A 15,509-nucleotide genomic window follows, 5' to 3' on the forward strand; every position below is an offset into this window, starting at 1 on the left:
GCCTGCCGCCGCAAAACCGGTCGGACTCCCACGGCTGAGGTCGCCGAAGTCACGGCCCTGGCTCCAGGGCGCGGCATCCGTGGCCACCTCCACTCCGATCCGCGTTTGGCGCACTCCCAAGGTGGTGATGCCCAGGTCGTGGTTTCGGGCGAGAGGCGGGGATGTCCTCATGGAACACAACCGATCCCGGGCAGCGCGTCGCATCCGGACGAGTGTCGACGAGGTCAGATCGGCGGTGCCCTACGGGCTGCGCGTCGCGGCAGCCATCTTCTGGCGCCTGCTGGTCGTGGCCGCCGGCCTGACGGTGTTGGGATGGCTGGCTGCCCGGCTGGCGCCGGTGCTGGTGCCCGTGGCGGTGGCGTTGCTGCTCGCGGGTTTGCTCGCGCCGTCCGTGTCGTGGCTGGTCGGCAGGAAGGTACCGCGAGGTCTGGCCACCGCGATGGTGCTGGTGGGTGGACTCGCCGTGGTGGGGGCGGTCGTCACTTTCGTGATCATCAGTGTCGTCGCGGGTATGCCCGAACTCATCGCCCAGATCCTCCGCAGCGTGGAGGAGTTACGGGCCTGGCTGCGCACGGGTCCACTCCAGCTGAGCCAGGGGCAACTCGACCAGCTGTTCGACACGCTGACCGCCACGTTGGCCAGGAACCAGTCGGCGATCGCCTCGGGCGCGATCTCCACCGCCGTGACGGTGGGCCAGTTGCTCGCCGAGTTCCTGCTCATGGTGTTCTGCCTGATCTTCTTCCTCGCCCACGGACGCAAGATCTGGACATTCCTGCTGCGGGCCGTACCGGCGCGGATACGCGACCGGGTGGACAACGCCGGGCAGCACGGATTCGCCACCCTGACCCACTACGTTCGGGGCACCGCGGCGGTCGCGCTCGTCGACGCCGTTGGCATCGGCCTCGGCCTGGTCATCATCGGTGTCCCGCTGGCCGCCCCGCTGACCGCACTGGTCTTCCTCGGCGCGTTCATTCCGGTCATCGGATCCGTGATCGCGGGCGCCCTCGCGGTGCTCGTGGCGCTGGTGGCCAACGGCGTGGTCCCCGCCCTCATCGTGCTCGCGGTCGTCGTCGGGGTCATGCAACTGGAAAGCCATTTCCTGCAGCCACTCCTGCTCGGCCGAGCGGTCCACCTCCACCCCCTGGCCGTGGTCCTCGCCCTGGCCGTCGGGGTCGTCACGGCCGGGCTCGTGGGGGCACTGCTGGCCGTGCCCCTACTCGCGGTACTCAGCGCGGCCCTCCGCACCCTCACCGCGGCCGAATCCTCCGACACCACACCCAGCCCGCCCGAAGACTGACTTGACCCACGACCTCCCGCGCTGATCACACACCCCCTTTCGACCACGCCAGAAGGAGAAACACCTCCTCCGAAATCGACAGCCCCGCCTTCCGCAGCCTGGAGGAGAAACGGAAACATGGTGCCGGAACCAACCGTTGTGTCCTAGGTGTCCGTGCTCATGGCGGTGATCGTCTTGGTGATCCGGCGGCTTACCAGGCCGAGAAGTTTCGCGAATTTCTTCACGTCGGCACGGAACGTGGGCGCGGTGACCGAAAGCGCGCCCATGGTCAGCCCGGTCACCCCGACGAGGGGTATCGCGACGCTGAGATAGCCGATGCGGGTCTGTTCGTACTCGACGGCGTAACCGGCCTCCCGCGCGCGGGCCAGTTCCTGCAGCAGCAACCCGGGTGCGGTCACCGCGTGCGGGGTGAGCCGTTCCATGGGCGTCGCCATCACCTCGTCGACGAGCAGGCGTGCCCCGAACGCCAGCAGCACCTTGCCGGTGGCGGTGCAGTGCAGCGGCATCCGCCCCGCCACCCGCGAGGGCCGGGTGATCAGGCCGTGACCGGAAACCTTTTCCAGGTACCGGACTTCGAGGCCGTCCAGCACCGCGAGGTGGATCGTCTCGTTCGCTAGCGTCACTCTCCATTGATTCTGAGGTGGCATCAGCAATGGACCACGCGCCAGTACTCCCGGTCCCGCTCGTCCGCGACGAAGCGGGGTTGATCGTTCCCCGTAGCGCCGCACGAGCTCAGGCTCTTGACCCCGAGACGGAACGCGAAGCGCGCTTCATAATGCGCGCGGTATTCGAGGGTCGCTTTCTGGTCACAAACCCATCCCCGGACAAAACCGCCCTGTTCTTGCGCCGCTTCACCGGTCTGTTCGTGGACCTCATGGTGTTGGTCCCCGGTGACGTGACCGCTTCCGGCGCGATCCGCTACGAACGTCGTGGCTTCCCCTGGCCCGAGGACGAGGAGCGCGAGGAACTGTTGCGGTTAGACGGGTCCATTGAGGACGTTGTGACCAAAGTTCCGGAATGGCCGGTCGGCACGTAGCCGCCGCCTCCAAGGTCCGGCTGGGGGCGGGCTCGACCCCGGACTTGTCCGCCCTCGGCCGGTTCCAAATGCGCGATGGAGACGTTCAACACCAAATAGACCCGTTCGAGGACACGGTGGATTTCGGTTCACCACTTCACGTACGGCCATTACACGAGTGGATGGAGAGCCAGATGCCCACACAGACCCTGCGACTGTGGCCGGACACCGATCCCGACACGTCCTGACCAGCTCACCGCCCGCGCGTTCCCTGCGGCGTGGAACCCCTGCGCGAAGGCGGTTTCAAAGACGTGCCTTTCCCGGTGGAACCGGTTATGGGACGAGGTCGAAAACCTCCACGTGCGGTGGACCGAGCTGGGGAAGCCGACGCGCGAGCGGTTCGGGCTGACCGTTGCGAGGGGCGAGCACACGCTCTGGCTTGACGATCCACGCGGGCCCGATCGGTGGACGCTGTAGTCCCGCCCTCGATCGCACCGTGAGCAAACCGTGGGCACCGACCCTGTTTTCCCTGGTCAGCTTCCGACCGTCGGTGTCAACTATCCGCACACTACCGGCCCACAAAGTGCCAGGTGATAGACTGTTCTAGTTCATTTCACCAGGTCGCAGGCCGGTTCAGGAACTATTCGTACCACTCCAGCGCACTGCCGACCAAGCTGGCCGTCGCCGCCTTGCGCACTTCGCGCCCCGCCGGGCTTTGCTCTGTCAAGATCGACCTCGCCTACGCGTTCCGGATCGGCCACCCGCGTGCCTCGGGTTTCCAGGAAGTGTTCGCCGCGGGCACTCCCTGGAAAATCACACCGGTCCGGTAGGCGGACCGGTGACCAGCCCTTAACCTGCCGACGGATTTTCCTGGTTCACAGGCCGCCCAGTCCTGCCGCCGGTGGCCCCGGTCTCGCGCTCCGGCCTGCCCCCGCACTTTCCGCGCTACGCAACAGTCGACGAGTTCTTGATGTTGGATTGGACGAGGCGGACCGGAGTTAGTCGAACAACTTCGGTTCCAGGAGCGGGTGGCGATCAACCTTGCCGGCGCGGGCGCGGCCGAGAAGGATCGCGCGCGAAAGCGTTGACGGTGCGGCGGTTCGTGTGCTCGAACCCGGCGTGTGAGGTGAAAACGTTCGCCGAACAGGTCGCAGGGTTGTCTGAGCGGTATCGACGTCCTACGGTCACGCTGCAAGGGCTGGAGAAGGTGGGCACCGACCCGACGATCGGCCAACACCGGTTGCGCCAGCCCGACCGTCGTTTCTCGACTAAAACTGCGCTGCTCCATTCGGGTGGTTGTGTACGTCCGGATAGCAGTCAGTTGCCGCAAATGGCCACAATTGGCGATAACTCGACTACAACTACCGCATGCACCAGGCAGGCCAGATTCTCGGACGCCAACCGGCAAGGCAACTCGTGCGACGGCTGATGGAGCGTGGGTGGCAGGGCAGGGCGACGCGTAGTACGAGTCACCCCGTTCTGATTGTCGAAGGTGCGCGTGGGTGTGGTAAGACGGCATTGCTCGACGATCTGGCTGACGCACTTGACCAGCATGTTCCCTTTGCCCGGCTCGGTTTCGAGCAGCATCGCGCCGCGACCGTTCCCGAAGTATTGTCGGCGATCGCATTCCAGTTGGCGCGAAGGTGTGACCGGTACGGCTCGTTGCGGTTTCCACGGCTCACGGTCGGCCGGCTGGTCATGCGGGCCAGCCTGCCGGTAAGCCATCCGGACGCTATCGCCGAGATCAAGAGGTTGCTCGCGGCGCAGGTCGACATCGACACGATGCGCTCGATCCTGCGGGACACGGCCGGCGAGATCGGCCCATTGCTCACCGAGGACGCACGCGGCATCCTCGCCCGCATGCTGATCAGGCTGGGACTCGAAGCCGTGCTCCGTACATTCCGTACGTTCCGCAGCCGGCGATCCTTGCGTCCCGCGTGGTACGGCCACCGCGACCGTGACCTCCCGAACAACGAATATGACGTTCTGGCCGACCTCAACCGCTGGGTCGACGACGACCAAACGCTACAGATCAACGAGTTGCTGTGGGAGGCCTTTCTCGCTGACCTCAACGACAATTTTTGGAACTCGCGGCACAAGGCCGAGATGACGCTCAATTGCGTGGTGCTGCTCGACGACACGGACACCCCGCTGGGGCAGGCGTTCGTCAACGGCCTGGTGCATGCGCGGAGGAACCGGCTGGCGCTGGGGAGTGATCCCTCCGATCCGCTGACTGCCGTCGTAACCAGCCGGGGCGAGTTGCTGTCGAGCATGCCCAGGCACGAATTGGTCGAGTTCACCGGTTCGGAGAGCGACCGCAAGCTGACCTACGACAGTCACGGCAAACCCTACTGGTGGTGCCGGTACAAACTGGCAGACCTGAACCAGCACGAGACCGGTGTGCTGGTGTCCAGCATCCCGTCGAACATCGATGACAACGGTCCGGTGATCGCCAAACACCAGCTGACGTCGATGATGTACGGCTTCGCCGTCGGCCATCCGGCGTCGACCGCGAAACTGGTGGCCGCGACGCGCGAACGCCCGCTCGAACACGGGGATACGCTCACGGTGCTGCTCCAGCGCAAGGAACCCGGTCGTGACCCACACCGCCCACTGCTGGCCGACAGCCTGCGGCAACAGCTGGTCGGCGAGTTCACCGAGGACACCTACGAGGACCTGATCACCTGCTCGGCCGCGTCGACGAAGAAGCACGCCCGGCTGTTGGCCGTCAAGGGCGAACTGCTTGCCAGCGGCATCGGCGGCTACCAGGAGATCGCGCCGGTGCTGTGGCCCGTTTCGGGTGGGGCGGGACCGGTGGTCCTGCGTCGGCTGCTCTTACGGCAGCTGGCGGCGAGGACCGGTGACGACGCTCCAGACTGGACGAAGGTCTTCGGCTGGCTCCAGGCCCGATGCGCACAGGACGGCGACGAGGAGGGCCGCCTGCATTACGCCCTGGCCAATGGAGATATCGCGACCGCGTCCGATGGTCTGCGGCGCAGGCTGGCCACCGATGATCCGGCGGCTTGGGTGGCCTTGCTGCGCTCGGTGGCCTCCGCGCCACGCCGACCGGCCGGCGCCGACATGCCGCCGTTGGACCAGCTCCGCGCCACCGTCGACAAGCGGTCGCAGAAGCTGACCAGGCTGGTCGTCGCCCGGTCGATCGCCTTCGATCCGTTCATCTCCGACCGGCGGCGTGCCCTGCACCGGCTGATCGCACTCGACTACGAGTTCGTCGCCGGGCTCTCCGCCGTGCAGGGCGACCCGGAGCCGCTGCTGACCGAAGCCGATTACCACCGTAAGCAAGCCGAGTTGTGGAGCTGAGAACCGTGCCCGACAACCGCAAGATGTTCGTACCGCCCCCGCCACCGGGCTTCTGGCGCCGACGGCGGCTCTGGATACGCCGGCATCTTGGCGTGATCGCGCTCGTCGCGGTGATCGTGGTCGCCGCCGGGTTGGTCACCTGGCACTGGTGGCCCGGCACCTGCGGGGGCTCGGAGTCCGTGTGGAAGGCCGACGGTGAATGCGTCGGTGTCACCGACGGTAGCTATTCGTTCCACGATTCGTTGACCGATGTCGAAGACAAGATCGCCGGCGAGAATGCCGCCATAAGCGGGTCCGGGCACACGGTGACCATCGCGCTGCTGGACCCCTTGACCGTCGACGAGACCTCCGCCGTGAGCCTCGATCAGATCCGCAACGAACTGGAGGGCGCGTACACGGCCCAGTACCGGATCAACCACACCGGAGCGGTCGGCGACCAGCGCCCGTTGATCAAGGTAGTGCTGGCCAACTGGGGTAGCCACGAGCAACAGTGGGAGTCCGTGGTCAAGCAGTTGGAAGAAATGGTGGACGACCCTGATCCGCTGGTGGCGGTGGTCGGCCTGCGGCTGTCCATCGGGCGGACGGAGCAGGCGGCCAAGCACCTGACCAGGTACGACATCCCGATGGTGAGCGCCATCGCCACCGCCGACCAGCTCAACTACGGTGCCATTCGAGGCTTCGTCCGCGCATCGCCGGCCAACTCCGAATACGTCGCGGCCTTGCAGGCCTACCTGCAGGACCATCCCAGCCTGGATTCGGCGATCATGGTTTACGACTCCAATTCCGACATCCCCGGTGCGGACCTGTTCACCCAATCACTGCGCGACGATTTCACTCGTGAGCTGACTAGCCTGATCAAATACCCGGCGCAGAGCTACGTGGGAAAATCCGGTCAGGACAAGGCGACCCCGGACCTGTTCACCGGTATCACCGCGAATATCTGCGCGGTGCGGCCCAAGGTCCTGCTCTTCGCCGGCCGGGTCGTCGACTTCCCCGGCTTCCTCGAGTCGTTGCACAACCGGGTATGCCCCGACGCGCCGGTGACCGTGATCGCGGCGGGGGCCGATTTCGGCGGGCTGGGATTCCGGTCGCAGGAATTGGAGTTGCGCGAGAAGAACGTAACCATCGTGTACGCCACCGAGACCGATGCGACGGGCTGGGAGAGGGGCGCTGAGGGAACCCCGCCGTTGTTCAAGGACTTCTACGACCAGTTCCGCCAGCTCGGGTTCGACCCGGCGCACCTCGACGAGGGCGCCGTGATCTCCACGCACGACGCAATGCTCATAGCGGCGAAGGCTGCGCGGCTGTCCACCCGGGCACATCCCGACCACGGCGTGCCGAGCAACAGCGACGTGCTCAACCAGATGCTGAACCTGAACAGCCTGGACACGGTGCCCGGCGCCTCCGGCCAGCTGAGTTTCAGCTTCCGCGGGGCCGACAGCGGGAATCCCAGCAACAAACCGATCCCGGTGATCGAGGTGCCATCCACCTCGGCGGCCCGGACCGCCGAGGTCTACCACACCAGGTAACGGCCAGGGCGGGGTTGTCCCCGCAAAACAAGGAACACCGAGCCGGGCGGCAGATCGGGCTTCCCTGTGCCTGTGACGTTTGCGAAGGTCATAGGCACACGGGGGCGTCAGTGGCGGCATCGGTGCACCCAACAGGGCAATATACGAACCTGAACCTCCTGGTCAGCGCCCCGCCGGCGTCCGTCGAGCCGGTTCACGCAAAGGTTCGGCGGGACAGCTACCGGCGGCTGGAACGGCCCGTGTTGGTGTGGTTCGGGCTGTCGGTGCAGGGGTGTTGCGACGTGGCGGGTTTGGTGGTGGTGTTTCGTTCAGCTGGTGATGGCGATGGTGTGTTCACAGTGGTGTTGTGCCGGAGCAGCCAGATGAAGAACGGGGCACCGAACGCGGCGGTGAAGATCCCCAGCGGCGGCTCGTTCGGGCTGTCGACGGCGCGGGAGATGAGATCGACCGCGACCAGGCACGCACCCGCCCATCACGTGTCCCGGTGGTGCCCGCTCGTGCGGGCACCACCGGGATGTGGTCAGCGGAGGCGGTCCTTGGCGCGGTAGTAGGCCCCGGCGAAGGGCAGGAACCAGGCGGTGCCGCGGTAGAACGGGACCGGGACCTTGGGGAATCCGAGGCCGCGCCAGGGGTTCGCCTCGGGATGGCCGTCCATCACCTCGGCCATCGCGCGGCCCATGTAGGTGGCCATCTGCACGCCGTGCCCGCAGTACCCCATGGAGTAGTACAGGCCGTTCGCCTCCCCGGCGTGGGGGATGCGGTCGTAGCTGAAGCCGACACTGCCACCCCACACGTAGTCGATCTCCACTCCTGCCAGCTGCGGGAAGATCTCGGCCATTTCCCGTTTGAGCACCCCGCCGCTCTTGCGGTCGGAGGCGGGGTTGGAGGGCGCGAACCGGGCGCGGCCGCCGAAGGCGAGCCGGTTGTCCGGGGTGAGGCGGATGTAGTGACCGATGTTCTTCGAGTCGACCACCAGTCGTGCCTTGGGAATGATCTCCCGGGCCAGGTCCTGGCCCAGCGGTTCGGTGACGACGATGAAGCTGCCGACGCAGATCAGCCGCTTGCGGAACCAGGGCAGCGCACGGTCGGTGTAGGCGTCCGTGGCCGCCATGACCTGCCTGGCCCGGATCGTGCCGTGCAGGGTTTCGACGAGAAAACCGTCGCCGCCGCGGGTGATGGCGGTGGCGGCATTACGTTCGTGGATCTCCGCGCCGGCGCGCTCGCCGGCCTCGGCGAGGCCGTGCACGTACTTGCCGACGTGCAGGCCCGCGGACAGCGGGTCGAGCAGCGCCCCGTGGTAGTAGTCGGATCCGAGTTCGGCGCGCAGCTCGCCCTTGGTGAGCAGGACGGTTTCGTGGTCGAAGTTCTCGGCCAGATCACGTTGCGTGGCGCGCATTCCTTCGAAGTGCTGGGGTTTGAAGGCGACGCCGAGCCGGCCGGAGCGGGTGAAGTCGCAGTCGATCTGTTCCTTTTCGGTCAGTTCCTCGACGAGGTCGACAGCTTCGCGGAACGCGTCGTACAACTCGCGGGCGCGGTCCTGCCCGTAGCGTTCACGCGCCGCCGCGGCTCCAATAGTGATGCCTTGGGTGCACATGCTGCCGTTGCGGCCGGACGCGCCCGAACCGACCGTGTCCCTTTCCACGAGGACCACGTGGGCGCCCTTGCGAGCGGTGTGCAGCGCGGTGGACAAGCCGGTGATGCCGCCGCCGATGACGACCACGTCCGCCCTGTCGGGCAACGGTTTCCCGGAGCGGTCGGGCAGTTTGGGAGCGGTGTCGAGCCAGTACGGGACCTGCTTCACGCCGAGACCCCCAGCAGGGCGGGGACCCCGGAGAGGTCGCGCAGCTCGTCGTAGGTCTGGTAGTTGCTGCTGCCGCGGCGGCCGTACCGGTTGATCCACACGCGCCGCTTCAGGCCGAGGTCGCGGGTGGGGATGAGGTCGTACTCCCAGCCCTGGGCGACGTGGATGACCGAGGCCGGGTCGATGTCCATGGCCTGGTAGGCGTATTCGAAGGTTTCGCGGGACGGTTTGTACGCCTTGGCCTGCTGGGCGGTGATGACGTGGTCGAACTCGACGCCGATGTTCGCGATGTTCTGCTTGATCAGGTCGTCGTCGGTGTTGGAGATGATCGCGATCTCGTACCGGGTCTTCAGCGCGCGCAGCGCGTCGGGCACCTCGGGGAACGGACCGAAGGTGGGCACCGCCTCGACCAGCGCGTCGCCGTCGGAGCGGCGGTATTCCAGGCCGTGCAGGCGCATCGCGTTCTCCAGGCTGGAGTGCAGGACCTCGTCGTAGGAGCGGTAGGCCTCCAGCACGGCCTGGAACCGCATGACGCGGAAGTCGTCGAGGAATTCCTCGACGTTGAGCCCGTCGAGGTCCAGCCTGTCGGCCAGGACCCGCACGGTCGTCGGGCCGAGCTGGAAGTCGACCAGGGTGCCGTAGGCGTCGAAGGTGACGATCTGACGCATGTTCTCCAACCTCATTCTCTGCATTTTCCGGCGACCCGCGCACGCCCGCTATCGCGTCCACGGGGCGCGAACTGCCCGCGGCCGTCGCCTGTTCGCCACGGGCGCCTCGCAACCGCGATAGCGGAGCCTTCACCGGGGCGCGCTCATGGGTCGGCCCTGTGCCACCCATTCGAAACTCCGCATTCAGTTGTCCTAGACCACCCGTTCGCCGGGTGCCACGATCTCGTCGAGTGCGGCCTTCTCAGCCGCGGTGGGTTGCCACGCGGCGGCGGCCGCGTTGGCGGTGACCTGCTCCGGTGTCATGGCGCCGCAGATGACCGAGCCGACCGCGGGCAGTGCCGCCAGCCCGCCGACCGCCACGTCGAGCAGGGTCAGGCCACGCTCGGCACCGTAGGCGGAGAGCGCTTCGACCCGGTCGAGCGCGGCCTCGGTGAGCCAGCCTTCCCGCCACGACAACCGGCTGCCCGGCGGCGGCGGTTCTCCACGCCGGTACTTGCCGGACAGCAGCCCGTTGGCCAGCGGGTAATACGGCAGGATGCCGACGCCGAGCCGCTCGCACACCGGGACCAGCCCGGTCTCCACGGTCCGGTCGAGCAGGTGGTAGCGGGCCTGGACGCTGACGAACGCCTTGCCGGCCTCGGCCAGCATTTCGGGCGTCATATTCGAGCACCCCGCTTGCCGGATCTTGCCTTCGCTGATCAGCTCGTCGAGCACCGCCACGGTTTCGGCGAGCGGGGTCACCCCGTCGGGTTCGTGGTACTGGTACAGGTCCAGGTAGTCGGTGCCGAGCCGCCGGAGGGAACCTTCGACCGCATGCCGGATATACCCGCGCGAGCCGCGCGGGCCGTGGAGGTCGTCGTCGGCGCCCATGTTCATGCCGAACTTGGTGGCGACCACGACTTGCTCGCGGCGCCCCTTCAAAAGGGCGCCGAGCAGACGCTCGGAATCCCCCGCCGACCCGCCGCCGTGCGCGCCGTAGATGTCGGCCGTGTCGAACAGGGTGATCCCGGCATCCAGCGCGGCGTGCACGACGGCACGGGTCCCTTCACCGTCCAAACGGGACCCGAAGTTGTTCCCACCGAGCCCGACGACGGAGACTTCCGGCCCGTTCCGGCCGAGGGTGCGGTAGCGCATGCTCACCCCCGGTATCCCACACAGACGTTCTTCACCTGCGTGTAACTCGCCAAGGTCTCAAGACCTTTCTCGCGGCCCCAGCCGCTGTGCTTGTAGCCACCGAACGGAAGCTCAACACCGGTGCCGACACCCACCGCGTTGACATACACCTGCCCCGCCTGGATCCCGTTCGCCAGCGTGAGTGCCTTGTCCAGATCGCGAGTCCACACGTAGGACGAAAGCCCGTACGGGCTGTCGTTGGCGATCGCGAGCGCCTCGGCGGCGTCGTCGAAATCCAGCACCGTCAGCACCGGTCCGAAGATCTCCTCGCGCGCCGCGCGGCAGGAATTTTTCAGTCCACTGAGGATGGTCGGCTCGATATAGTGGCCGTGCGCGAGCTCAGGGGCAGCCGGCCGGCCGCCACCGGTAAGAACCGTGGCGCCTTCCTCGCGCGCGAGGTTCAGGTACTGCTCGACCCGATCGCGCTGCCGGGCCGACACGAGCGGGCCGACGTCCGGGTCCTCAAGGCCGGGGCCGAGCCGCAGCGACGCGGCGTGCCTGACCAGCCGATCCAGGAACTCCTCGGCGCCACGCTGCAACAGCAGCCGGGTACCGGCCGAGCAGGTCTGGCCCGCGTTCCCGAACACCGAGGCCACGACGGCACCGAGGGCGAGGTCGAAATCGGCGTCAGCGAAGACGATCGCGGGGGACTTCCCGCCCAGCTCGACCACCGAGGGCACCACGTTCGCGGCGGCCGCCTGCGCGACCTTGATCCCGGTCGGGACCGATCCGGTGAAGGTGACCTGGTCGATGTCGGGGTGACCGGCCAGTGCCGCCCCGGTGTCGCCGTCGCCGGGCACGACGTTGAGCACTCCCGGGGGAAGCCCGGCCGCGAGCGCGAGTTGCCCGATCTCCAGCGGCGTCAGGGGCGCTTCGGGTGAGGGCTTGAGGACCACGGTGCACCCGGCGGCGAGCGCGGGTGCGCTACCACGCGCGGTGTTCTGCAGCGGGTAGTTGAAGGGGATGATCTGCCCGGACACCCCGATCGGCTCGCGCACGGTGTAGTCGAGCAGGCCCGGGCCGAGCGGGATGGTGCTGCCACCCAGCTTGTCGGCCATCCCGGCGTAGAACTCGAAGTAGCGGGCGGCGGCCTCCACATCAGCCCTGGCCTGGCTGAGCGGTTTGCCCACGTCCCGGCTTTCCAGCTCGGCGAGTCGATCAGCCCGGTCACGGATCGTCCCGGCGATCCGGTACAGCAGTCGGCCCCGCTCGGCGGGCCGCAGGCCCGGCCACTCCCCGGAGGTCAGCGCGGCCCGCGCCGCGGTCACCGCACTGTCCACATCGGATTTCGAGGCCCACGCGACCTCGGCGATGGGGTTGCCGTGGGCGGGATCGACGGTGGTGAAGGTGCGGCCGCCTTCAGCCGGGACGCGCTTGCCGTCGACCAGCAGGTGCTGTCCGGAGGTGCAATCCCCAGGCCCCGCCTGGGGGCAGGCCCCCAGACCCCCTTCGCGGGTCACGGCCGGAGCTCCCCGTGGACCTGGCCGAAGATGACGACCTCGTCACCGGGCCGCACGGTGCGGATCCGCCGCTGCCACAGCACGATCCCGTCCTCGGGTGCCCTGACCTCCTCCACGGTGTGGCCGTAGTGGTCGACGACCCGGCCGAGCAGGTCACCGGCCCGGCACCCCTCGCCCGGCTCGGCGTGGCCGAGGAAGAACCCACCCGCGGCGGCTCGCGCGAACGTGCCGCTGACCTCGGTGTAGCTGTCCCGCAGCGCTGCCTCGCCGTCGATCATGTTCAGCTGCCGCATGATGTTGCGCACGCTGTCGACGTGCAGCTCAACGGTCTCCTCCCGGTAGGTCCCTCCCCCGGCTTCGATCGTGATGGCGGGTTTGCCCGCGGCGAGGGTGGGGTGGCGGACCGTGCCGCCCCACTTCCCGCCCTTCCAGATCACCCGGTGCCTTGCGGCCAAACCGATCTCGGTCGCGAGCTCCTCATAGCCGCCCTGCACGATCGTGAGCGGGGTGATCTCGCCGAAGGTCCCGCCGGTGTGCAGGTCGACCAGGGCGTCGATGGCCGGCACGACCTGGTCGACGAAGGTGGCGGCCAGACGCAGGGAGTAGGAGCCGTTGGCGTCGCCGGGGAAGATCCGGTTGAGGTTGGCGTGGTCGAGGCCGCTGGTGCGGGCCGCGGCCTCGAAGGCCGGGGTGTTCATGCAGGGGATGCCGACAAGCGTGCCGCGCAGGCTCGCGGGGTCGGTCTCGGCGACGACCCGGCGGACCGCCTCCTGGCCGTCGTACTCGTCGCCGTGCACGCCGGCGTCGACGCAGAGCACCGGGCCCGGCTCGGTGCCGTTGACGACGAGCAGCGGGATGCCCAAATCGACCCCGTAGCTGCTCACGCCGACCGGGATGAGCCCGTGGGCGCGCTCGCCGGGGACGCAGGACAGCGAGCCGATGGTGTAGGTGGTCTCGGTGGTGGTCATGCCTTCGCGGGTTCCTTTCTAGGCAAGACGGGCGGACGCTTCGTCCAATGTGGAGCCGATGATGTCGACGATCCGGTCGAGCAGTTCGCGATCCGACACGAGCGTCGGCGCGATCTGCAGCAGCGGCGCGGCCCGATCGTAGACGCGGGCCACCAGGCCGGCCTCGCGCAGGCGCCTGGGGATCAGCTTGTGGACGAGTTCGCGACGCAGGCTCTCGCTGAACGCACCGGCAGGCCCATCACCGGCTAGTTCGAACGCGTAGAAGTAACCCGTACCGCGGACATCGCCCACGATGGGCAGGGTGGCCAACTCGGCCACCCGCTTGGCCAGGTGGTCCTGCTGCTCGCGGACATTGTCCAGGACCCTGTCCCGCTCGAAGATCTCGATGCTGCACAGGGCGATCGCCGCGCACAGTGGGTGCCCGGCGAAGGTGAAGCCGTGATTGAGGACCTCACCAGGCCGGTTGAGCACTTCGGCGACACGGTCGCCGACCATGGTCGCGCCCATGGGCGCGTACCCGGCGGTGAGCCCCTTGGCCAGGGTGATCATATCCGGGACGACGCCGTAGCGGTGGCTGCCGAACCATTCGCCGATCCGGCCGAACCCGGTGATCACCTCGTCGGCGACCAGCAGGAAGCCGTATCGGTCGGCCAGCTCGCGAAGACCCGGCCAGTAGCCCTCGGGTGGAGTGATGCAGCCGCCGCGGTTCTGCACCGGCTCGGCGATCAGCATCGCAATCGTGTCCGGCCCCTCCTCAAGCACCGCCGCCTCCAGCTCCGCGAGCAGCCGTGCCGTGAACGCCCGCTCGTCCAACGCCGGACCAGCCGGTTTGGTGTTGGAGACGAACCGGGTTTCCACGGCGGGCGGGCCGAAGGGTTCGGTCAGCCCCGGATCGTTGGTGAACGACATGGCACCCAGCGTGAGCCCATGGTAGGCGCCCTGGCGGGCAATCGCCTTGGTGCGGCCGGGTTCCCCGCGCAAGGTGTGGTACTTCCGGGCGAGTTTCCAGGCTGTCTCAACGGATTCCGCGCCGCCGCTGGTGAAGAACGTGTGCTCGATCCCCTCCGGCGCGAGTCCCGCGAGCCGCTGTGCGAGTTCCATGGCCACCGGGTGCGCCGATGAGGACCACAGTGGACTGTAGGCCAGCTCCCGCAGCTGCCGGCTCGCGGCGTCGGCGAGCTCGTCTGCGTAGCCGTAGCCCAGCTGCGCACAGTACAAACCGGACAGTCCGTCGATGTACCGCCGCCCGTCGTCGGCGTGGATGTAGGAGCCTTCCCCGCGCCGGACCACGAACAGGTCCCGCTCCGGCGAGCCGTTGGCCGTCATGTTGAGCAGCAGGTGCCGCGTCATACCGTCTCCCCTCCAGAGACCGCGATCCCTGCCGCCGGCTCGACGGGCAACAGGCCGCTTTGCTTACCGGCCCCGAGCCACCTCGCCAGCCCGATCAGCACCAGAGCCAGCACGGCGACCGCGATCAGCAGCGCGCTGACGGCGGTCACGGTGGGGTCGGCGTCGAACTCGAGCACGTTGAACACCTGCACGGGCAGCGTGGTCGTGTTGGTGGTGGACAGGAACTGGGCGATGAAGAATTCGTCGAAGCTGGTGATGAACGAGAAGATCGCGGCGGCCACGATGCCCGGTGCGGCGAGTGGGAACGTGATGCGGCGGGCGATAGTCGCCCGGCCGGCGCCCATGCTCGCCGCCGCGTCCTCCAGCCGCTCGTCGATGCCGCGCAGGGTCGCCACGAGGATCATCACCGCGATCGGCGCGGCCAGGACCGTGTGCCCAAGGGCGATCGCGAGTGGGCTGCCGAGCATCGAGGCGGGCTCGAAGATCAGGAACAGCCCGAGCGCGATGACCACCTGCGGGATCAGCAGCGGAGCCAGCACCAGCCCGTAGACCGCCGAGCGCAGCGGCAGTTCGCTGCGGGTGAGCGCGGTCGCCGCGGTGATACCGAGCCCGACGGAGAACACCGTGGTGATCGTCGCGACCAGTGCGCTCAACGACAGCGCGGCCGGCCACTTGCTGCCGTCGGCGAAAATGGCTCGGTACCAGCCGAGCGTCCAAGACTGGGGCGGAAACGCACCGAGTGCGTCACTGCCGAACGAGGTGACGACGATGAGCACGATCGGCAGGGCCAGAAACACCAGGATCAGGGCCGACGCGATGGTCAGTGTGATGCGTCCGGTCCACGTGCTACGCAGGCCGATCATGCCGCCCTCCTGTGTTCTGCGGGACACCCGCACCCGGTCGGGCCACATGATCCGGTGCTACGCC

General features: G+C 67.8%; 14 protein-coding genes. 4 read left to right on the plus strand and 10 right to left on the minus strand.

Annotation, left to right across the window (positions count from 1 at the left end; genetic code table 11):
- The first annotated feature begins 169 nt into the window (after positions 1-169).
- Positions 170-1,297 carry an AI-2E family transporter gene (locus VJT49_RS24325; RefSeq protein ID WP_324167226.1) on the plus strand — a complete coding sequence of 376 codons (1,128 nt, stop codon included), beginning with the start codon at positions 170-172 and terminating at the stop codon, positions 1,295-1,297.
- Between the two features lie 143 nt (positions 1,298-1,440).
- Here VJT49_RS24325 and VJT49_RS24330 read toward each other — a convergent pair whose 3' ends face one another.
- The gene (locus VJT49_RS24330) at positions 1,441-1,920 is read right to left on the minus strand and encodes an IclR family transcriptional regulator (protein WP_324167227.1); all 480 of its coding nucleotides are present in this window, start codon (positions 1,918-1,920) and stop codon (positions 1,441-1,443) included.
- Positions 1,921-1,949: 29 nt separating this feature from the next.
- Between VJT49_RS24330 and VJT49_RS24335 the strand changes: the two genes are divergently transcribed.
- On the plus strand, positions 1,950-2,333 hold the full coding sequence (locus VJT49_RS24335; RefSeq protein WP_324167228.1) for a hypothetical protein: 384 nt from the start codon (positions 1,950-1,952) through the stop codon (positions 2,331-2,333).
- Positions 2,334-3,629: 1,296 nt separating this feature from the next.
- Here VJT49_RS24335 and VJT49_RS24340 read toward each other — a convergent pair.
- Positions 3,630-3,899, minus strand: a complete 270-nt coding sequence (locus tag VJT49_RS24340; RefSeq protein ID WP_324167229.1) for a hypothetical protein — start codon at positions 3,897-3,899, stop codon at positions 3,630-3,632.
- A gap of 75 nt (positions 3,900-3,974) precedes the next feature.
- On the opposite strand from VJT49_RS24340, the gene VJT49_RS24345 reads away from it, so the two are divergent.
- Both VJT49_RS24345 and VJT49_RS24350 read left to right on the plus strand, forming a co-directional pair.
- A complete protein-coding gene (locus tag VJT49_RS24345; RefSeq protein WP_324167230.1) occupies positions 3,975-5,633 on the plus strand; it encodes a hypothetical protein in 1,659 nt (552 codons plus the stop codon).
- Between the two features lie 5 nt (positions 5,634-5,638).
- A complete protein-coding gene (locus tag VJT49_RS24350; protein WP_324167231.1) occupies positions 5,639-7,162 on the plus strand; it encodes an ABC transporter substrate-binding protein in 1,524 nt (507 codons plus the stop codon).
- 217 nt (positions 7,163-7,379) lie between these two features.
- Here VJT49_RS24350 and VJT49_RS24355 read toward each other — a convergent pair whose 3' ends face one another.
- The 8 genes from VJT49_RS24355 to VJT49_RS24390 form a co-directional block, all read right to left on the minus strand.
- On the minus strand, positions 7,380-7,619 hold the full coding sequence (locus VJT49_RS24355; RefSeq protein ID WP_324167249.1) for an iron chelate uptake ABC transporter family permease subunit: 240 nt from the start codon (positions 7,617-7,619) through the stop codon (positions 7,380-7,382).
- A gap of 63 nt (positions 7,620-7,682) precedes the next feature.
- Positions 7,683-8,963, minus strand: a complete 1,281-nt coding sequence (locus VJT49_RS24360; protein WP_324167232.1) for an FAD-binding oxidoreductase — start codon at positions 8,961-8,963, stop codon at positions 7,683-7,685.
- On the minus strand, positions 8,960-9,646 hold the full coding sequence (locus VJT49_RS24365; RefSeq protein WP_324167233.1) for a haloacid dehalogenase type II: 687 nt from the start codon (positions 9,644-9,646) through the stop codon (positions 8,960-8,962). The genes VJT49_RS24360 and VJT49_RS24365 overlap by 4 nt, the downstream gene beginning before the upstream one ends.
- Before the next feature lie 177 nt (positions 9,647-9,823).
- Entirely contained in the window at positions 9,824-10,765 is a 942-nt protein-coding gene (locus tag VJT49_RS24370) for an aldo/keto reductase (RefSeq protein WP_324167250.1), read from the minus strand.
- Positions 10,766-10,767: 2 nt separating this feature from the next.
- Complete coding sequence (locus VJT49_RS24375) at positions 10,768-12,264, minus strand: aldehyde dehydrogenase family protein (protein ID WP_324167234.1); 1,497 nt, start codon at positions 12,262-12,264, stop codon at positions 10,768-10,770.
- Positions 12,261-13,232 (minus strand): M14 family metallopeptidase, encoded by a 972-nt coding sequence (locus VJT49_RS24380; RefSeq protein WP_324167235.1) that lies wholly within the window; start codon positions 13,230-13,232, stop codon positions 12,261-12,263. Before VJT49_RS24380 ends, VJT49_RS24375 begins: the two co-directional genes overlap by 4 nt.
- Before the next feature lie 18 nt (positions 13,233-13,250).
- A complete protein-coding gene (locus tag VJT49_RS24385; RefSeq protein ID WP_324167236.1) occupies positions 13,251-14,582 on the minus strand; it encodes an aminotransferase class III-fold pyridoxal phosphate-dependent enzyme in 1,332 nt (443 codons plus the stop codon).
- The gene (locus VJT49_RS24390) at positions 14,579-15,445 is read right to left on the minus strand and encodes an ABC transporter permease (RefSeq protein WP_324167237.1); all 867 of its coding nucleotides are present in this window, start codon (positions 15,443-15,445) and stop codon (positions 14,579-14,581) included. The genes VJT49_RS24385 and VJT49_RS24390 overlap by 4 nt, the downstream gene beginning before the upstream one ends.
- Positions 15,446-15,509 lie beyond the last annotated feature (64 nt).

The organism is Amycolatopsis sp. (genome assembly GCF_035276945.1).
Lineage (GTDB): Bacteria > Actinomycetota > Actinomycetes > Mycobacteriales > Pseudonocardiaceae > Amycolatopsis_E.